The sequence below is a fragment of the Dialister micraerophilus DSM 19965 genome, from assembly GCF_000194985.1.
In the GTDB taxonomy this organism is placed as follows: Bacteria; Bacillota; Negativicutes; order Veillonellales; family Dialisteraceae; genus Dialister; species Dialister micraerophilus.
Genome location: NZ_GL878519.1, coordinates 443,783 through 462,907, shown reverse-complemented (window position 1 = coordinate 462,907; position 19,125 = coordinate 443,783). Strand labels below are relative to the sequence as shown.

General features: G+C 37.2%; 16 protein-coding genes. 12 read left to right on the top strand and 4 right to left on the bottom strand.

Annotated elements, in window-relative coordinates; all coding sequences use genetic code 11:
• Positions 1–173 precede the first annotated feature (173 nt).
• The 4 genes from HMPREF9083_RS02270 (at position 174) to HMPREF9083_RS02255 (ending at position 7,172) form a co-directional block, all read left to right on the top strand.
• Positions 174–1,235: an efflux RND transporter periplasmic adaptor subunit gene (locus HMPREF9083_RS02270; RefSeq protein WP_035062596.1), complete on the top strand. Its 1,062-nt coding sequence runs from the start codon at positions 174–176 to the stop codon at positions 1,233–1,235.
• On the top strand, positions 1,232–4,297 hold the full coding sequence (locus HMPREF9083_RS02265) for an efflux RND transporter permease subunit (RefSeq protein ID WP_007555759.1): 3,066 nt from the start codon (positions 1,232–1,234) through the stop codon (positions 4,295–4,297). The genes HMPREF9083_RS02270 and HMPREF9083_RS02265 overlap by 4 nt, the downstream gene beginning before the upstream one ends.
• A gap of 130 nt (positions 4,298–4,427) precedes the next feature.
• Complete coding sequence (gene typA, locus HMPREF9083_RS02260; protein WP_007555758.1) at positions 4,428–6,236, top strand: translational GTPase TypA; 1,809 nt, start codon at positions 4,428–4,430, stop codon at positions 6,234–6,236.
• A gap of 90 nt (positions 6,237–6,326) precedes the next feature.
• A complete protein-coding gene (locus HMPREF9083_RS02255) occupies positions 6,327–7,172 on the top strand; it encodes a YihY/virulence factor BrkB family protein (RefSeq protein WP_035062594.1) in 846 nt (281 codons plus the stop codon).
• 96 nt (positions 7,173–7,268) lie between these two features.
• Here HMPREF9083_RS02255 and HMPREF9083_RS02250 read toward each other — a convergent pair whose 3' ends face one another.
• Together HMPREF9083_RS02250 and HMPREF9083_RS02245 are read right to left on the bottom strand one after the other, a co-directional pair.
• Positions 7,269–8,222, bottom strand: coding sequence for an L-lactate dehydrogenase (locus tag HMPREF9083_RS02250; RefSeq protein WP_007555754.1), 954 nt, complete (start codon positions 8,220–8,222; stop codon positions 7,269–7,271).
• 702 nt (positions 8,223–8,924) lie between these two features.
• Positions 8,925–9,605 (bottom strand): HAD hydrolase-like protein, encoded by a 681-nt coding sequence (locus HMPREF9083_RS02245; RefSeq protein WP_007555752.1) that lies wholly within the window; start codon positions 9,603–9,605, stop codon positions 8,925–8,927.
• A gap of 159 nt (positions 9,606–9,764) precedes the next feature.
• On the opposite strand from HMPREF9083_RS02245, the gene HMPREF9083_RS02240 reads away from it, so the two are divergent.
• Positions 9,765–10,217: a rhodanese-like domain-containing protein gene (locus tag HMPREF9083_RS02240; RefSeq protein ID WP_007554964.1), complete on the top strand. Its 453-nt coding sequence runs from the start codon at positions 9,765–9,767 to the stop codon at positions 10,215–10,217.
• Here the strand turns inward: HMPREF9083_RS02240 and HMPREF9083_RS02235 are convergent.
• Both HMPREF9083_RS02235 and HMPREF9083_RS02230 read right to left on the bottom strand, forming a co-directional pair.
• The gene (locus HMPREF9083_RS02235) at positions 10,214–10,780 is read right to left on the bottom strand and encodes a chromate transporter (RefSeq protein ID WP_007555011.1); all 567 of its coding nucleotides are present in this window, start codon (positions 10,778–10,780) and stop codon (positions 10,214–10,216) included. The genes HMPREF9083_RS02240 and HMPREF9083_RS02235 overlap by 4 nt on opposite strands.
• Positions 10,777–11,325 carry a chromate transporter gene (locus tag HMPREF9083_RS02230; RefSeq protein WP_007555750.1) on the bottom strand — a complete coding sequence of 183 codons (549 nt, stop codon included), beginning with the start codon at positions 11,323–11,325 and terminating at the stop codon, positions 10,777–10,779. The genes HMPREF9083_RS02235 and HMPREF9083_RS02230 overlap by 4 nt, the downstream gene beginning before the upstream one ends.
• Positions 11,326–11,598: 273 nt before the next feature.
• Here HMPREF9083_RS02230 and cshA point away from each other — a divergent pair, with 273 nt between their 5' ends.
• From cshA to sstT, 7 genes are all read left to right on the top strand, one after another.
• On the top strand, positions 11,599–13,074 hold the full coding sequence (gene cshA / locus HMPREF9083_RS02225; RefSeq protein ID WP_035062592.1) for a degradosome RNA helicase CshA: 1,476 nt from the start codon (positions 11,599–11,601) through the stop codon (positions 13,072–13,074).
• Positions 13,075–13,204: 130 nt separating this feature from the next.
• A complete protein-coding gene (locus tag HMPREF9083_RS02220) occupies positions 13,205–14,224 on the top strand; it encodes a PhoH family protein (RefSeq protein ID WP_007555748.1) in 1,020 nt (339 codons plus the stop codon).
• Entirely contained in the window at positions 14,199–14,708 is a 510-nt protein-coding gene (gene ybeY, locus HMPREF9083_RS02215) for an rRNA maturation RNase YbeY (protein ID WP_007555034.1), read from the top strand. Before HMPREF9083_RS02220 ends, ybeY begins: the two co-directional genes overlap by 26 nt.
• Complete coding sequence (gene era / locus HMPREF9083_RS02210; protein ID WP_035062590.1) at positions 14,701–15,606, top strand: GTPase Era; 906 nt, start codon at positions 14,701–14,703, stop codon at positions 15,604–15,606. The genes ybeY and era overlap by 8 nt, the downstream gene beginning before the upstream one ends.
• Positions 15,607–15,620: 14 nt before the next feature.
• Positions 15,621–16,907 carry a hemolysin family protein gene (locus tag HMPREF9083_RS02205; RefSeq protein ID WP_007555746.1) on the top strand — a complete coding sequence of 429 codons (1,287 nt, stop codon included), beginning with the start codon at positions 15,621–15,623 and terminating at the stop codon, positions 16,905–16,907.
• A complete protein-coding gene (locus tag HMPREF9083_RS02200) occupies positions 16,904–17,557 on the top strand; it encodes a recombination protein O N-terminal domain-containing protein (protein ID WP_007555745.1) in 654 nt (217 codons plus the stop codon). Before HMPREF9083_RS02205 ends, HMPREF9083_RS02200 begins: the two co-directional genes overlap by 4 nt.
• Before the next feature lie 153 nt (positions 17,558–17,710).
• Positions 17,711–18,961: a serine/threonine transporter SstT gene (sstT, locus tag HMPREF9083_RS02195; protein WP_007555744.1), complete on the top strand. Its 1,251-nt coding sequence runs from the start codon at positions 17,711–17,713 to the stop codon at positions 18,959–18,961.
• The last annotated feature ends 164 nt before the right edge of the window (positions 18,962–19,125 follow it).

Here is a 19,125-nt window from a genome sequence, read left to right as displayed (position 1 = left end):
AGATAAAATTACCGAAGATAATTCTTCGGTTTTTTGCATTTTCAGATGAATTAATCAAAACAATAAAAATGTTTAATTGATATGAAAATTTCATAAAAATTTTAAATAATTTAAAGTGTGTTAGAATGATTGTGGAATTAATGTCTGTTCAGACGATGAGCAGGGAGGCAATTATGAATAAAAATAAAGTCGTAATAGGTGCTTTGTGTGTTGCACTTTTGCTTTTTTCATCCGGTTGCGGTACACAAAAATCACAAACTGATAAAAAACCGTTGGTAAAAACAATGGTTATAGGAGAAGGACAAAAAGGGAGCGACACGAGTTTTTCCGGAACGGTTCATGGAGGATATGAATCCGCATTGGCATTTCCGGTAGGAGGACGTATTGTGGAAAAATACGTTTCGTCCGGACAACATGTTACCGCAGGGCAGCCTTTGTTTCGTATAGATTCGAAAGATGCCGAAGAAACCGCAAATGCAGCAGAAGGTAAACTTGCAGCTGCAAAAGCGCAATATAATTTGGCGAAAACTACATTGGCACGTTTTCAGAAATTGCATGATATAGATGCGATAAGCGACATGGCAATGGATCAGACACGGAGTCAATTTGAATTGGCACAGGCACAACTCGATCAGGCGCAAGCTATGGTAGGAAGAGCCGAAAACAATTTGAATTTGACGGTTCTTACCGCAGACAGAAGCGGAGTGATAGGAAATACTTTATTTGAAGTGGGACAAGTTGCAGGTCCGGGAATGCCGGTTGCAATTATTGTTGACGACTCCACAAAAGAAGTAAATATTTCTTTGACTGAAAAACAATATTCGAAGTATTCGGTAGGTATGCCTTGTACCGTCACATTCTGGGCATTACCGGATGTGGTCGTTCATGGAGTTATAAAGGAAATAGCCGGAACTCCGAATCCGTCTACCGGTACATATGATGCAAAAATTTCTTTGACAGATGCACCGGAAAATGTGGTCATAGGAATGACAGCACAAGTATCGTTTGGTGATACCGATATGAATAAAATAATCGTACCTCTTACCGCAATTGACGGAAAAGACGGGAAAAATAAAGTGTGGATAGTAGATAACAACAAAGTTCGTCCTGTAATTGTAGAAGTCGGCAAGTATACATCTGACGGAATTGAAATAATTTCGGGAATAAAGAAGGGCGATCGCATAGTAACCGCCGGAATCAAACAATTGACAGACGGAGAAGAGGTAAGATTATGAAGCGGTTTAACTTGGCCGAATGGTCTATAAAACATAAGTCCATTATTTATTTCTTCATCATCGTCATTGTATTGGGAGGTATATGGTCATACTTTAATTTGGGAAGAAGTGAAGACCCCGATTTCACAATGAAACAATCGGTAGTTGCGGTAGCATGGCCGGGAGCATCTTCTGAACAAATGGCGGAAAAAGTTGCCGATCCTTTGGAACGCAAATTGCAAGAAACCAAGGGAATAGATAATGTAAAATCCGTTACACATGACGGGAAAACCATTATATACGTTACATTATCCGATTCTGTACCTCAAAAAGATATAGCGACACGTTGGCATGATGTACGCAATTTGGTAAACGATGAAATGAAAAATCTTCCGAGCGGAGTAATAGGACCGTTTGTAAACGATCGTTTTGATGACGTTTACGGATCCATATATGCTGTTACGGGAGATGATTACTCATACGAAGAAAAAAGAAAAGCGGCCGAAGAATTAAGACGTAAATTGTCTACGGTAAAAGATGTACAACAAGTTAAATTGCTCGGAGTACAAGAACAGACAATTTATATTGAAATGGATCAAAATAAATTGGCATCAATGGGAATAAGTCCGGCGAGCGTTTTTCAAATGCTTAAAAGACAAAGTTCTTTGATGCCTTCGGGAATGATACAAACCGGAAGCAGAAATGTTGCAATACGTGTATCCGGCCTTTTGGAAAATGAAGATTCCATAAGACAAATACCGATACAAATCGGAGACCGTTCATTCAAAGTCGGAGACATTGCAAGTGTGCATCAAGTATATGCACAACCTGAAAAGTCGCTTATGTACTTTAACGGAAAACCGGCAATAGGTGTTGCAGTATCTATGGTTCCGGGCGGAGATAATACCGTACTCGGTAAAAATTTGCAAAAAGTCGTTGAACAGGAAAAATCGAATTTACCGCTCGGAATGGACATAGGACTTGTAGCGGATCAACCGTCCGTTGTAGTCAACTCCATAGGAGAATTTACCGAATCCCTTATTGAAGCGATAGTAATAGTAATGATAGCAAGCTTCATATCATTGGGACTTTGGAGCGGAATTGTACTTGCACTTTGCATACCGGTAGTAGTCTGTGCATCATTTATTTTTATGAAATGGCAAGGCATAGACTTGCACATTGTATCTTTGGGTTCACTGATTGTGTCGTTGGGGCTTTTGGTAGATGATGCAATTATAGTAATAGAAATGATTCAAGTGAAACTTGAAAATGGTTTAGGCAGAATGGAAGCCGCACAAGCGGCATATAAATCATGCGCAAAACCTATGCTCGCCGGTACACTTATTACGGCAGCGGGATTTATACCCGTAGGATTTTCAAAAGGACCGACAGCGGAATACGTGGGAGCGTTTTTCTTTGTAATAGCCGCCACATTGATACTCTCATGGCTTACATCAATATTTGTAAGTCCGGTACTGGGGTATAAATTTATAAGAATAAATACCGAGAAAAAAGAAAACGCATTCTCTCGTATATCAAAAAAAGTTGCAGACAAAACATATGAAATATTTCATAAATGGATTACATATTGCATACGTTTCAAACGAACCGTCATGATTGCAACGGTAGGTATTTTTGCACTTACAATACTTGCGATACCGTTTGTAAATAAGGAATTTTTCCCCGACTCGGTAAGACCGGAATTGATTTTGGACGTAAACTTGCCGCAAGGATCATCAATTACGGATACGAAAAAAGTAATGTCGGAAATTGCAAACACTCTGTACGGAGACAAGAGAGTTTCATCATTCTCAACCTATATAGGAGATACTGCACCGCGCTTTATATTCCTCTTCGATCCTAAACCTGCCGAAAGCGGACATGGACAAATGATTATCGTTACAACCGGCGGTAAAGGAAGAGATACACTGAAAGAAGAAGTATTAAAAAATATTGCGGAAAAATATCCGGACGTTCAAGCACATATAAGACTTATACAGACCGGACCTCCTTCGGAATATCCGGTAATGCTTCGTCTGAGTGCAGATAATGTAAAGGATACGATTGCACTTGCAAACCGTGCCATGGAATTGATGAAAACAAATAAACACGTTGTAAATCCGAGCATGGATTGGCCGCAAGAAGCACCGACGGTTAAGTTGAATATAGATCAAAACAAAGTACGTAAACTCGGAATAGACAACTATGCCGTAGCACAAGATTTATATGTAAAACTCTCGGGAGTGAAAGTCGGAGAATCATACCAAGGTAATCAAAACATACCTATTTCATTCAAACTTGAAGGCAGCAACACACAACGTTTGGCACAACTTGAATCAATGCCGGTACATATAGGAAATAATAAGTTCGTGCCGCTGGGACAAATTGCGGAAATTTCATACGAAAACGAAATATCTTCAATTTACAGAAGAAATTTGAAACCGACAATAACATTGCGTTGTGAAGTTCAAGGAAGTACGGCAGATTCGGTAGCGGAAGAATTATATGATGATACACTCAAAGATTTCAGAGAAAATCTTCCGGAAGGCGCAAGTCTTGAAAAAGGCGGAAGACTCGAAATGAGTGAAAAATCTCTGAAAAACTTGGTCGAACCTGTTCCGATTATGATAATATTGATACTCACCGTATTGATATTCGAACTTGAAAAATTACCGCTTATGGCGATAGCTGCAATAACCGGTCCGCTCGGACTTATCGGAGCTATTTGGACACTTCTGATAACAAGACAACCGATAGGATTCGTTTCAATAATCGGTATGATAGCGCTTGCCGGAATGATTATAAGAAACAGTATTATACTGCTTGACCAAATCCGGCAACATCTGTCGGAAGGTATGAGTGCATATGATGCGGTAGTAAAATCCGCAGCACTTCGTTTCAGACCCATTATGCTTTCATCCGTAACGGACGTATTGGGATTCGTACCTCTTATACCTAATCCGTTCTGGAGACCTTTGGCGGTATCCTTTATCGGCGGACTTATGGTTGCAACGGTTATAGGTTTACTTGTCGTACCTGCAATGTACTGCTGGTACTATAAAGTGAACGAACCCGAACGTTAAACGAAAAATCGACCTTGAAGTGTAAAAAATTTCAAGGTCGATTTTTTCATATATTGCCATCTTACAATCTATGAGTTAGAATAAATAGTAATGCTTTTTAAAGATTTATGTTTCAGGGGGAATTTTTATAATGATCAGAGAAGATATTCGCAATATTGCTATTATCGCTCATGTCGATCATGGCAAAACCACACTGGTAGATGCGATGCTCAGACAGAGTCATATTTTTAGAGAAAATCAAAAAGTTGTTGAACGTGTAATGGACTCGAACCCGCTCGAACGTGAACGTGGAATTACAATTTTAGCTAAAAACACTTCAGTAATGCACAACGGAGTTAAGATAAATATAGTAGACACACCCGGCCACGCAGACTTCGGCGGCGAAGTAGAACGTATATTGAACATGGTAGACGGAGTACTGCTTCTTGTAGATTCACACGAAGGTCCGATGCCGCAAACCAAGTATGTTTTGCGTAAAGCACTTGAACATAAACTTAAACCGATAGTAGTTATAAACAAAATAGACAGACCGGATGAACGTATATCCGAAGTGGAAGGAGAAATTCTTGACTTGTTTGTCGAACTCGATGCAGATGACGACCAACTCGATTTTCCGCTTGTATACGCCTCAGCTCGTGACGGTATTGCAAAACTCAATATGAAAGATGAAGGAAAAGACTTGGAACCGTTATTTAAAACAATAATGGAAAGCTGTCCTCCTCCGGAAGGTGAACCGGACGAACCTCTTCAGATTATGGTAACAACACTTGAATCTGACGATTACTTGGGAAAAGTTGCAATCGGACGTATTACAAGAGGTACGGTAAAGAAAGGCATGAAAGTAGCCATAACGGACGGAGAAAAAACAAGAAACGATTTTGTCGGACAATTATTCAACTGGCAAGGAATGAAACGTACTCCTATAGAAGAAGCGAAAATCGGAGATATTATCGCAATAGCAGGATTTAAAAATATAACAATCGGAGAAACTGTTTCCGATGCCGAACATGTAGAAGCACTTCCGACAATAAAAATTGACGAACCGACATTGTCAATGGTATTTCGTGTAAACAAAAGTCCGTTTGCCGGAAGAGAAGGCGATTATGTAACAAGTCGACACATTCGTGCAAGACTTATGAAAGAAATTGAAACGAATGTAGCATTGAAAGTAGAAGACACAGATACGGCAGATGCGTTTTTGGTATCCGGCCGAGGAGAATTACATTTGTCGGTACTCATCGAAGTTATGAGACGTGAAGGATACGAACTTGAAGTATCGAAACCGCAAGTAATTTACAAAGAAATTGACGGGAAACGCTGTGAACCGTTGGAAAGACTTACCATAGAAGTACCGCAAGAATTCATGGGAGCCGTAATGGAAGGCTTGGGACCCAGACGTGCGGAAATGATATCAATGGAAGAACTCGCAGGATACATACGCATGGAATTTTCAATACCGGCACGTGGACTTTTGGGATTCAGAAATGAACTTCTTACAACCACACGCGGAACAGGAATACTCTACCACGTATTCCAAGGATACTCACCGTACAAAGGAGATATTCCTGAACGTACACGTGGATCGCTCGTAGCATTTGAAGCCGGAACTACAACGGCATACGGATTGAACAGTATACTTGAAAGAGGAACACTCTTCATAGATCCGGGTGTTGAAGTATATGAAGGCATGATAATAGGAGAAAACTCAAGAGAAAACGATATGGACGTAAACCCTTGTAAGAAAAAACACCTTACAAACACACGTGCATCGGGATCCGATGAAGCGATAAGACTTCCACCATGCCGTCAATACACACTTGAAGGTGCATTGGAATGGATAGCCGACGACGAACTTGTAGAAGTAACACCTAAAAGCGTAAGAATGAGAAAACAAGTTATTTCACGTCAACTTCGTTACAAAAATGCAAAGAAAAAATAATAAAATCGGAAAAATTAAAAATCCGGAACTTCGGTTTCGGATTTTTTTAGTGTAAAATAAAGAAAAGAAGTAAAGTTTAAAGGAGAAAATATGAACAATTCCCGCCCCTTAAACAAATACAAATACGCAATAAAACATATGGTAAAACGCTTTATAAAAGATGATGTTACTGCATTTGCCGCAGAATCGACATACTACTTTATATTGGGACTGGTACCGTTTCTGGTTTTTTTCACAAATGCAATACTGTTTTTTGCCGCACCGCAAATTCAAGTAATAATAAAATTTTTGCACTATCTGCCGCAACAACTTGAAGTGAGTATGGCGGAAAACATATACAGAATAATACAAGGACGAAGCACCGTATGGCTTGCAATCGGTCTTTTCGGTGCATTATGGACATCATCACAAGGTATAAATGTAATTATACGGGCGATGGACAAAATATTTTTTAAAAACAGAAATATTCAAAACTGGATAACGGTAAGTATAAAATCGCTGCTTTTTACACTGCTTATTACATTCAGCCTTATACTGTCACTCGGGATGATAGTATTTGCAAATGCACTCATATACGTAATAGCATACTACTTCGGCATACCGGAAATGTTTTTGGAAATGTGGAACATAGCGAAATATGCAATACCTTTCACAATGATGATATTCTCACTTGCCGCATTTTACAGATTTGCACCGGCAAAAAAATGCGCAACATGGCCGGTAATACTTGTGACATCACTGTTTGTAACAGGTATATTGCTTCTGCTGACCGGAATATACGGGTACTACATACTTGAAATATCGAAAATGGGAGCAACATACGGATCCTTGATAGGACTGGTTGTACTTTTCATATGGTTCAGACTTGCATCCATGGTAATACTTACCGGAAGTGAATGCATAATGACATGTGAAGAAATAAAAAACATAAAATAAAACACAAAAAAAGAGCAGAAAACATACCGTTAAACGAAAAATAAATCAAATGGTACTCTGCTCTTTAAAATTTACCGAAAATGTAAATACTTTAACTTACACTTTCAAAGCTTTTTTGAAATAAGACTTCAATACATTTACAGAAGCGAGGAACTCTTTTCTTTCATCATCAGTCAAGTTGATTTCTATGATACCCTCAACTCCGTCCTTGCCTATTATTGCCGGCACCGATGTATACACATCATGCACACCGTACTGACCGTCAAGATAAACGGCACACGGAATAATTTTATGTTCATTATGTAAAACCGCACGCACAAGCTCGGAAGTGGAAGCCGTTACACCGTACTCCGTACAACCTTTGCTGCTGTTTTCAATATAACCCTGATTTTTTACCTTCTGTAAAATTACATCCTTAGGTTCAATTTTGTACCTGTCGCTTTGCTCACGTAGCAACTCATCAATCGGTTTACCTGCAACACTTACATGACTCCAAGGAATCATCGCACTGTTTCCATGTTCACCCAAAAGATAAGCATTGATTGAATTACGATTTATCTTAAGCTGCTGACAAAGCATCAACTGTAAACGTGCGGAATCCAAAGCGGTACCCGAACCGAAAATTTTATTCTTCGGCCAATCCAACTTATATTGCAAATATTGAACAACCACATCACAAGGATTTGTAATGGACATAATAATACCGTCAAACCCCGACTTTTCAATAAGAGGAACAAGCTGCTTGTTAATCTTTATAGTATTTTCGAGCAAAACGAGACGATCATTTGTAAGCTTCATAGAACCGCCGACAGTATTGATAATAATATCGGCATCTTTCATATCGTCGACAGTACCCTGATAAACCTCCACATGGTGAGGATAATAACTTACACCGTCCAAAATATCTCTGATTTCACCGTCCGTTTTTTCCTTTGCAATATCATAAAAAACAATTTCATCGGCAATACCTTGAACAACCAACTGCAAACCCATATGTGCACCGACATTACCCGCACCTAAAATACCTATCTTTCTTGTTTTGATAGACATAATATCCTCCTTTAAATCGAAGAAACAATTTTACGGAAATGCGCTTTCAAAGCGTCAACCGAATTATGTAAATCATGAAATTCATCTGAAGTAAAAACAAGCTTACTGATACTTTCGACATCTTTCTTACCGAGCCGAAAAAGAAATACATAATTCACACCGTACATATTATAGACATAAACCGAACATGGAAATTTTATGCCTATCAACATAAACGACACGAACAATTTCAGCCGCAGTAGAAGAAATACCGAACTCGGTAACCCTTTGAATCGTTATACATATCCATGAAAATGGACATTTTTGAAACGTTATTTTAAAAACTGTTGTCGAAAACAATATCTGTATCTTTCAAATACTGATTGATATTCATTCCGTCTATATACAAGACTTCAATAATTTATGAAGCTTTCACCATGTTCATCGCGCATAAAAACATAAGAAATTTGCGATTTGTATAAACCTTACGGGAAATCGGTATGTAAACGTGCAGAATACAAAGCAGTACCCGAACAGATTAATTTATTTTTCGTCCAATCCTCTATATTGTAAATATTAAGCAACAATAGCGCAAGGATTTAGAATAGAAATAATAAAATAAAAAAGCATTATTTTTTAGATAATGCTTAGCAACGGAAATAAAATTTTTATATAATATTTGAATTTTGCTTAAATATGTACAATGCAAAAATTATCCGTAATTCAGTCCGTATTCAGTAATTCTTTTTGTAATTCGCAAACGGTGGAGACTATTTTATCTGCGCCGGCTTTTTGCAGCTCTTCTTTTGTTCCGTAACCGTAGGATACTCCTATGGTTTTTATTTTGTTTGCACGACCGCCCGCTATGTCGAATTTTCTGTCGCCTACCATTGTTATTGAAATGTTACTCGTTTTCGTGTTTATTTTCAAATTTTCAAGTGCGTTTCTTATTACTATTTCTTTGCTGTTTTTTGTTATCTTGTTTTCAACTTCGTCTTTTATGTCGCTTCCGCCTATGAAATCGAAAAAGGGAGTCAGTTTGAAGTGGTTTATGATTGCACGCACGTATTCGACCGGTTTGCTCGATGCTACTGCAAGATGCATTCCTTCTTCGTGACATGCCTTCAGAAGATTGTTTATTCCTTTGTATAAATTACATTCGAACATTCCTTTTTCTTCATAGTAGTAACGAAAGTTTGAGAGTGCAAGCAATATTTCTTTTGAGTTCAGTCCATATACTTCTTTAAATGCTACGTTAAGCGGCGGACCTATGAACATTTCAAGTTTTTTTAAATCGTTTTCGTAGATATTTACCGATTCAAGACAGTATTTTACGGATTTTGTAATTCCTTTTGACGATTCCGATATTGTTCCGTCAAGATCGAATAAAATGTATTTGTCCATTTCACACCTTTGTGTTAAAATTTAATTATAAATTTAAAAAATTGGATATAGTTTTATGAATCGAGGTGATTTTGTTATAATATAGAAAAAGCTTTTGAATTGTCTGTACGTGTTCAAGAGAGAAGTCGATCTTATTTTTTTATATTGTATCAAAGTGTTATGAAAATATCTATTGCTGTAAGTGCCATATTGATTTTAATGGGGTTGTCGGGTGTAATCAAAGGTGAATTGACTCCGACTTCTATAGGTCTTATTGTTATAGGTTTGGTGTCGGGAGTGTTTGCGTATATGAAAAATTTGAAGGATGCGAAGTATAGGATAGATGCCGATTCTGCACGTAATATGGTTAAATCTGAAGAGGCCGTACTTGTAGATGTAAGGGAATCGAATGAATATGAAAGCGGTCATATTCCCGGTTCCGTTTCCGTTCCGCTTTCAGTTCTTGACGGTAAGATTGAAAAGACGGTGAAAGATAAGAATAAAACTGTTATCGTTTATTGTCAAAGCGGCGGAAGAAGTGCAATGGCTTTGCGTGCGCTTGTCGGTAAAGGTTATACTTCGGTATATGATTTGGGCGGCATAAATTCGTGGCCTTATGAAATTGAACCTTAGATTATATTTAAAAGAATACCTGCTATGGCTGAAAGTATTATGTACCATATCGGGTGTTTTTTTAATTTGCGCAATGCAATCCATACGATTGCGGATATAAGTACGGTTTTTATATTGAATATATTTGTAAGCATACTTGGATTTTCAAAAATATTTTGTTGAATCCATGTAGTTTTTGCAACTCCTATTCCTGCAGCTGCGATTAATGCGCATGATGCAGGATTAAGTCCGTAAAAAATATCTTTCAGTGTTTGAGAGTTTTTATTTGTCATAAAAATTTTGTGAATAGATATTATACATAAAAGAGAGGGAAGAGTGAGTGAAAGTGTTGCGACAATTCCTCCGTACGGATTTGTAATGCAGTATCCGGCATATGTGGAAATATTTACACCCAAAGGTCCCGGAGCGGATTGTGCAATTGCTATCATGTTTGCAATATCCGCTGTTGTGAACCAACCTGTTTCGGCAGACATTGCATAGAAGAAAGGCAGCGTTGCCAGTCCTCCTCCTACTGCAAAAAGTCCGGCCTGGAAAAATGAAATGAAAATTTGCCAATATATCATTTAATATTCCTTTCGGTTTTAAATTTTCTTAAGATGTATCCTGCTACACCTGAAAGTATTATCAGTATTGTCGGAGAGATTGATGTAAAGAGCGACAGTAGCAGTACGATAAGAAATATAAGTAATCCGAAGTTGTCTTTTAAGGATTTTCTTACGAGATTTATTACCGTATCGAGTATAAGTACGGTTACACATGCACGTATACCTTCAAAAGCATATTGTATGTAAATATTGTTCTTGATTGAAGATAAAAACATTGCAACGAATGTAATGATTATCATTGAAGGAGTGATAACTCCTAAAGTTGCAAATGTACCGCCGATGATTCCTTTTTTCTTGCAACCTATAAAAGTTGCGGTATTTACTGCAATCATTCCGGGTGTACATTGACCTATCGCAAAGTAGTTCATCAATTCTTCTTCTGTTGCCCATTTATTTTTTTCAACGATTTCTCTTTGCAATATGGGAAGCATCGCATATCCGCCTCCGAATGTCAGTGCGCCTACTTTTGCAAATGAAATAAAAAGCTTTAAAAGTTCGTTCATAAATCCTCCTTTATAGATAATATCAGAAATGGAAGGTTGGATTTTGAAAGATTGAAAGATTTTATTATAGAAAAATTTTTTATATTAAGCTAAAAAATTTTGCTATTAGTAAATAATTTATGATATAATACAAAAATAGTAAGCTGACGTGATCCGTTAAGGATACAAAGAAAGATGCAATTGTAAGGGAAACGTACATGCGTTTCCTTTTTTTATCAATAAATTTAATGCGAAAATATTAAATTTTACAGACACATGAACACAGGAGGATACATGTACGAAACATTTAAAGAATTGGGACTTAGTGAAGAGATAATGAAGGCTGTTGCCGATATGGGATTTGAGGAACCTTCACCTATACAAAAAGAAGCTGTTCCGATTGCGATGCAAGGTAAGGATTTAATAGGTCAAGCACAGACCGGTACAGGAAAAACTGCAGCATTCGGTATTCCGATTTTGCAAAGAATAGATACTTCCAAACCGGGACCGCAGGCTATTGTGCTTTCACCCACTCGTGAACTTGCCATACAATCTGCCGAAGAAATAAATCATTTGGCACAATATATGAATATAAAAACTATTCCGATTTACGGTGGTCAGGATATAGAGCGTCAATTTCGTGCATTGAAAAAGAAGACGAATATAATTGTTGCCACTCCGGGTCGTCTTATGGATCATATGAAGCGCAAGACTATCGACCTTTCAAATGTGCAAATTGCTGTACTTGATGAAGGCGATGAAATGGTGGATATGGGATTTATTGACGATATCCGTACTATCATGGCGGCAACTCCTAAAGAAAGACAAACATTGTTTTTCTCCGCTACAATGCCGGCCCCCATTCGTGAACTTGCAAATTCATTTTTGAATGAACCGGAAATTGTAAAAATTAAAGCTGCAACGGTGACAATAGATTTGATTGAACAGGAATATATCGAACTTCCGGATCGCCAAAAATTCGATGCTTTGTGCAGACTTTTGGATATGCAATCACCGGAACTTGCAATCGTTTTCGTAAGAACGAAACGTCGTGCCGATGAAGTAACCGAAGCACTCAAAAAACGTGCATACTCGGCAGAAGGTTTGCATGGAGATTTGTCACAGCAAAAACGTGACAGCGTAATAAGACAATTCAAAGAAGGAACGATAGATTTCCTCGTTGCTACCGATGTCGCCGCAAGAGGATTGGATATAAGCGGAGTAACACATGTATACAACTTCGATATGCCTCAAGACCCTGAAATTTATGTACATAGAGTAGGACGTACAGGACGTGCAGGTAAGACAGGACTTGCGACTACATTTGTAATTTCACGTGAAATGGGACAACTTCGTGAAATCGAACGTGTAATCAGAAGAAGAATAAAAAGACGTGCAGTTCCGAGTTTGTCGGAAGTAATTAAAGGTAATGAACGTACTGCAATTGAAACATTGAGAAATACCGCACAATCCGGCGGACTTGAGCATTACATAGAAACAGCCGAAGAACTTTTGAACAATATCGATTCGGTATCGTTGGTATCGGCCGCAATCAAGCTTTTGACAAAGCAGCCTGATATAACACCGGTAAAAATTACGGAAGAAAAACCGATGTTCAGAAGAAACAGAGGAAAAGGTAAAGGCAACTTCCGTCATCGCAGAAACGGAAAATCTTTTGAACATAAGAACAGAAAATTTTCATCAAAAAAAGATCATAAATTCAAAGAAAAGAAAGTTCGCGGAAAATTTGTACCGTACTTCAAAGATTAACGTAAATCGCAATATGTTTGATTTTCAAATATATTGCGATTTTTATATTTTAACTGTTTTAGTACAATGCAATAGTATATAATGAAATCAAAGTATAAAAAAATTATAATATTGAAAAATTATAAAAGGAGTGAAAATTATAAAAGAAATAACAAAGCAACTTGTTATACAAGAAATTGCCGAAGCATCACGATTATTTGAAAAAGAAAACAAATACATTCATATAATAGGCAAGCACTATGAAGCCGACATAATGGCACGAGGAAATATGATAAAAATTTCCGGTGACGAAGAAAAAGTAAACAAATGTATAAAAGTATTGTCGGAATTACATCGAATGTATTGTGAACATATTGCAATAAATGAAAAGCAAGTAAGAACGGTTATTGAACTTTTGGATACAAATCAAACCGACCTTCTTTATGCAATGCAAAACGATATAATAAACGTATCTAAAAACGGTACGATGATACGACCTCGTACAATCGGACAAAAATATTATGTAGATGCAATACGAACACACGATATTACATTCGGAATAGGGCCTGCAGGTTGCGGAAAAACATACTTGGCAGTTGCGCTGGGTGCGTTTTATTTGAAAAATCACAATGTACAACGAATTATACTTGTAAGACCGGCAGTGGAAGCAGGAGAAAAATTGGGATTTTTGCCGGGTGATTTGCAAGAAAAAGTAAACCCGTACTTAAGACCGTTATTTGACGGACTGTCCGATATGTTCGGAATTGATGAATTTATAAAACTTCAACAAAAAGGAATGATAGAAGTTGCACCCCTTGCATACATGCGAGGAAGAACACTTGAAAAATCATTTATAATTTTGGATGAAGCGCAAAATACCACAAAAGAGCAAATAAAAATGTTTTTGACACGATTGGGAAATCGTTCGAAAATGGTAATAAATGGAGATATAACTCAAATAGATTTACCGTCACATACCGTAAGCGGACTTGTCGATGCACAAAGAGTACTAAAAAATGTGAAAGGTATATCTACAATTAAATTCACATCCGAAGACGTAGTACGTCATGACTTGGTAGCGGCAATTATAAATGCATACGAAAAAGATGCAAAAAGAAAGAGAAAAGCGGAGGACAGAAAGAATCATGGAAATAATGATCAGCTACAGTGATCAAAAATATTGCAATGAAGAAACCGAACAACTCATACTGAAAGTTTTGAAAAAAGGTGCCGAATTACAAAAACTTCCCGAAGACGCCGAATTGGGAGTTCTTATATGCGGAGCCGAAAGAATACATGAACTGAATAGAGATTACAGAGGTATAGATGCACCGACGGATGTACTCTCTTTTGCATTGAACGAAGGAGAAGACTATATACCTGAAGAAGAAAAAGCACTTGGAGATATTATTTTAAACATAGATCGTGCAAAAGAACAAGCACATATGTACGGACACAGCGAAGAACGTGAAATGGCATACTTATCCGTACACGGTTTTCTCCATATTTTGGGATACGATCACTATGAAGCGGAAGAAAAGAAGGAAATGCGCAAAGCGGAAGAAGACATATTGGGAGCTTGCGGACTTCAGCGTGTAGTGACAGAAGGAAAAATAGAAAGAAAAGAAAATGAAACAGGAGAAATTAATGGATAACGAAGAAAAATTTCATTCCGGATTTATTGCACTTGTAGGTAGACCGAATGTAGGGAAATCTACATTGTTGAATACCGTTTTAGGCGAAAAAATATCAATAGTCTCCGCACATGCACAAACAACAAGAAACAAAATTACAGGTGTATGGAACGGAGAAAATTCTCAAATCGTATTTTTGGATACACCGGGAATGCACAAACCGAAAAGCAAACTCGGAGAAGTTATAAGACAATCCACTGTCGACGCAATAGGTGAAGTGGACATAGTAGTAATGCTATGTGCATGTGACGATCCGCCCGGAGCCGGAGACAGGTATCTTTTGAGTCTTTTGGAAAACAAAAAAACACCGGTAGTACTTGTATTGAACAAAATAGACTTGGTAAGTGAAGTCGCAATTTTGAAAAAAATAAAACAATACAGTCAAATGTACAACTTCAAAGAAATAATACCGGTATCGGCACAAACCGGAAGAAATATGGACGAACTCATGCAAGTCTTGGAAAAAATGTTGCCGGAAGGCCCGAAATACTTCCCGGACGATATGATTACGGACCAACCGGAAAGAATAATAGTACAAGAAATTGTTCGTGAAAAAATACTTCTCCGTACACACGAAGAAATTCCGCATGCGATAGGAGTATTTACCGAAGAATTTAAAGTACGTGAAAACGGAAAAGTATATATTCGTTGCACCATATATGTAGAAAGAGAATCACAAAAACGTATAGTAATAGGCTCAAAAGGAAGTTTACTTAAAGACGCCGGTAAAGAAGCAAGAGAAGAAATACAAAAAGTCGTAGGCTCACCCGTATTTTTGGACTTATGGGTCAAAGTAAACAGAGATTGGAAAAATAAAGACTATATGCTACGAGAATTGGGTTATAAAGAACATAAATAAGAAAGGAAAATGAAATGCCCCCTGATCGACTGTTAATATATTTTTTTATAGCAATAATCATGCTTTTGTTGAACAAATTGTGTACATCTATAAACTTATCGTTTTCGAGAATTAAAAAAAATCAAATAGAAAAAGACGAAAACGATAAATTTTATTATAAAAAAACGTTCGCAGTTTTGGCGGCAACACAATTCTGCTCATTGATTTGCTCGGCAATATATGGAATATCCATATACGAAATATGTTTGAATTTTTATGAAATTTACTTTAAAGTTCACGGCAATATTTTTACAACAATTGCTGTTTACATAGTTTGTATCTATATATTCATATTGCTATACTGGACATTTTCAATGAAAATTCCGGGAGTAATCACATTAAACAAACCGATTAAATCTCGCTTGTTGTCTGTAAAAATAATGACAAAAATATTCAATCCGTTCACCACTTCGGGATTTGCGATTGTAAAACTGATTTGCAAATATAAAAAAGTACCGTTTAATGACGGCACGAGATTTATATACACCGAAGAAGAATTACGATCGATTATAGAAGAAAGTCATAGCGGTGGCAGACTTAATGCACTTGAAAATATACTGATAAAAAACTCATTCGACTTTTTTGATTTGATAACAAAAGACGTAATGATTCCGAGAAACAAAATGGTTACATTGGACTATGATGACGATATTGAAACTATGCATAGAATAATAGCGAAATCGCATCATACCAGATACCCCGTATACATAGACGATAAAGACAGTATTTTGGGATTTATACATGTAAAAGATTTTATGGAAAATACACTTTGCGGACAAAACAATATGAAGCACATACTGCGTGAAATATTGACCGTTCCGGAAGTAATGCCTGCATCGTCGCTCTTGCAACTTATGAAAACTAAAAGAGTATACCTTGCTATAGTGGTGGATGAATACGGAAGCACCGCCGGACTTGTAACACTTGAAGATTTGGTGGAAGAACTTGTAGGACAAATTCCTGAAGAAGATTCGAAAACGTTGGACATATTGAAAGTAAATGAAACTACATATGAATTTGACGGAATGGTAATATTAAATGACGTTTCGGAGCGTTTGGGAATAAATTTCGACGGTGACAGTACAGGTACAATCGGAGGATTTGTATTTGCAAGACTTGAAAGAATACCGAAATTCGGAGATTGTATATTTTTCTCGGGATGGAAGTTTACCGTACTCAAAATGGAAGGTTTCAGAGTAACACGCATAAGAGCGGAAAAAATAATGTTGCCGAAAATTATTGAAAAAGAAAATTGTAAATGAAAAAAGTTCAAACAATAAAAAATATTGAAGGAATACTTTTACACTCCAAGGAAGCAGGAAACGGAAATCGCATCGTTTTCATATTTACAAAAAATTATGGAAATCAAACCGCTTTCGTATCTCAAAGCACTATAAAATCATTCGGAAGCGGACTTTTGATGCCGTTTACATATTTGCGATGTTCAATGGCGGAAACAAGTTTCGATAAATGGACACTGATTCAATATGAAGGTAAAAATATATGCGACATAAGTAAATTTTCTTACGAAGATTGGTGCAGATGGTGCTTCGTCATAGAAATAATAAAATGGGGATTTCCTCTTGGAGAAAAAGATATAAATGCATACATCAGACTTGTCAAATGTTTAAAAGGAATTTTGGACAAAAACAAGCAAGTATCGGCTTATATAACCGCATTACAAATGTTGTATGCGGCAGGCTATGATGCGTCTGCACAGGAAATGTGCGAATTATATAATTTATCCGATGAATCGAAAACACTTTTACAAAAATTTATAAACTACTCATGGGAAAAACCTATGGGGATAAATATTTCAAAAGAAATGCTGAAAGAAATTGCATTATATTTAGATAAATTTGTAAAATCTGTTTGCGATATGGAATTGAAAAGTAAAAAAATGTTTATTTAAACACATACTGCTCAAGTATGTGTTTTTATCATTTATATATGCGTTTGTTATATGAATTAAATATACATTGAAAAAAGACTTGCAAAAAATGCGATAAAACAATATAGTAGAAAATACAAATTAATACTTCTTTCGGAAGGGGAGGCGAAAAAATTGTTTAGTCTAGTTAAAAATTTTGTTTGTAAGGTCTCACTCATAAAACAAATCATTGTAGGTTTGATTGTGGGATTCCTTATTGCCGGATTTTGGCAGAGTGCAGTTCCGGTAGTCGCAGTTTTCGGAGATTTATTTGTTCGCGCATTGAAGAGCGTGGCTCCGGTGTTGGTATTCTTCCTTGTCATGAATGCTATGGCAAGTAAAAAAGAAGGTCAAAACACCAACATGAAACCTGTAATTGTTCTTTATATTCTAGGTACATTTTTTGCATCGCTTGTCGGCGTCACATTATCTTTCCTCTTCCCAACGACGTTGAGTTTGCAGATTGCAAATGCGGAAGTATCACCGCCGAGCGGAATTATAGAAGTATTACACAACTTACTTTTATCATTGGTGGATAACCCCGTTAACGCAATACTTCATGCCAACTTTATCGGTATTCTGGTTTGGGCGATTGTCTTGGGATTGGCACTTCGTACTTGCGGAAAAGAATCTACAAAAGTATTTTTTGCCGATGTAGCTGAAACAGTTACAAAAGTCGTAGGTTGGATTATACGTTTTGCACCATTGGGAATTATGGGATTGGTTGCAGATGCAATCGGCAGAAGTGGTTTCAGTGCGTTGGTAGGATACGCACACCTGCTCGCAGTTTTGATAGGTGCATATGCAATTGTAGCTTTGGTAATGAACCCTGCAATTGTGTACATGTATTTGAGAAAAAATCCGTATCCGCTCGTATGGGCTACAATTGCACAAAGCGGTATATATGCATTTTTCACAAGAAGTTCGGCGGCAAATATTCCTGTCAACTTGAAACTTTGTGAAAGATTAGGACTCGATCCCGATATGTATTCCATTTCAATTCCGTTGGGCTCTGCAGTAAACATGGCGGGTGCTTCGATTACAATTGCAGTACTTGCATTGGCAGCGGCAAACACACTGGGAATTGCAGTGGATTTACCTACAGCATTATTGCTTTGCATAGTATCTACGGTAGGTGCATGCGGTGCATCCGGTGTAGCCGGAGGATCATTGCTTTTGATTCCTGTAGCATGTGCATCATTCGGTATAAGCAATGATATCGCAATGCAAGTAGTAGGCGTAGGATTCATTATCAGTGTTCTCGAAGACTCGTCCGAAACCGCATTGAACAGCTCCAGTGACGTACTGTTCACAGCAACTGCGGAATTTGCACAAAGACGTAAAAACGGAACATTGAAAGCGGAAGACATGGTACCGAAAAACTGAAACGAAATATAAAGTCGCAATAAGTAAGGTCGTAACCCGAAAAGTTGCGACTTTTAAATTTGATATAATTAAAATAAAATATTTACAATTTATTTTGGCTGTTTGCAACTTAAATTTGGTATATATATATGATAAAATTATAGTGATACATATATAGGAGGTAC

What these genes read in the sequence shown, in the direction of transcription:
- HMPREF9083_RS02270 (WP_035062596.1), top strand. Translation starts at nt 174, where the DNA reads ATGAATAAAAATAAAGTCGTAATAGGTGCTTTGTGTGTTGCACTTTTG.
- HMPREF9083_RS02265 (WP_007555759.1), top strand. Translation starts at nt 1,232, where the DNA reads ATGAAGCGGTTTAACTTGGCCGAATGGTCTATAAAACATAAGTCCATT.
- typA (WP_007555758.1), top strand. Translation starts at nt 4,428, where the DNA reads ATGATCAGAGAAGATATTCGCAATATTGCTATTATCGCTCATGTCGAT.
- HMPREF9083_RS02255 (WP_035062594.1), top strand. Translation starts at nt 6,327, where the DNA reads ATGAACAATTCCCGCCCCTTAAACAAATACAAATACGCAATAAAACAT.
- HMPREF9083_RS02250 (WP_007555754.1), bottom strand. Translation starts at nt 8,222, where the DNA reads ATGTCTATCAAAACAAGAAAGATAGGTATTTTAGGTGCGGGTAATGTC.
- HMPREF9083_RS02245 (WP_007555752.1), bottom strand. Translation starts at nt 9,605, where the DNA reads ATGGACAAATACATTTTATTCGATCTTGACGGAACAATATCGGAATCG.
- HMPREF9083_RS02240 (WP_007554964.1), top strand. Translation starts at nt 9,765, where the DNA reads ATGAAAATATCTATTGCTGTAAGTGCCATATTGATTTTAATGGGGTTG.
- HMPREF9083_RS02235 (WP_007555011.1), bottom strand. Translation starts at nt 10,780, where the DNA reads ATGATATATTGGCAAATTTTCATTTCATTTTTCCAGGCCGGACTTTTT.
- HMPREF9083_RS02230 (WP_007555750.1), bottom strand. Translation starts at nt 11,325, where the DNA reads ATGAACGAACTTTTAAAGCTTTTTATTTCATTTGCAAAAGTAGGCGCA.
- cshA (WP_035062592.1), top strand. Translation starts at nt 11,599, where the DNA reads ATGTACGAAACATTTAAAGAATTGGGACTTAGTGAAGAGATAATGAAG.
- ybeY (WP_007555034.1), top strand. Translation starts at nt 14,199, where the DNA reads ATGGAAATAATGATCAGCTACAGTGATCAAAAATATTGCAATGAAGAA.
- era (WP_035062590.1), top strand. Translation starts at nt 14,701, where the DNA reads ATGGATAACGAAGAAAAATTTCATTCCGGATTTATTGCACTTGTAGGT.
- HMPREF9083_RS02205 (WP_007555746.1), top strand. Translation starts at nt 15,621, where the DNA reads ATGCCCCCTGATCGACTGTTAATATATTTTTTTATAGCAATAATCATG.
- HMPREF9083_RS02200 (WP_007555745.1), top strand. Translation starts at nt 16,904, where the DNA reads ATGAAAAAAGTTCAAACAATAAAAAATATTGAAGGAATACTTTTACAC.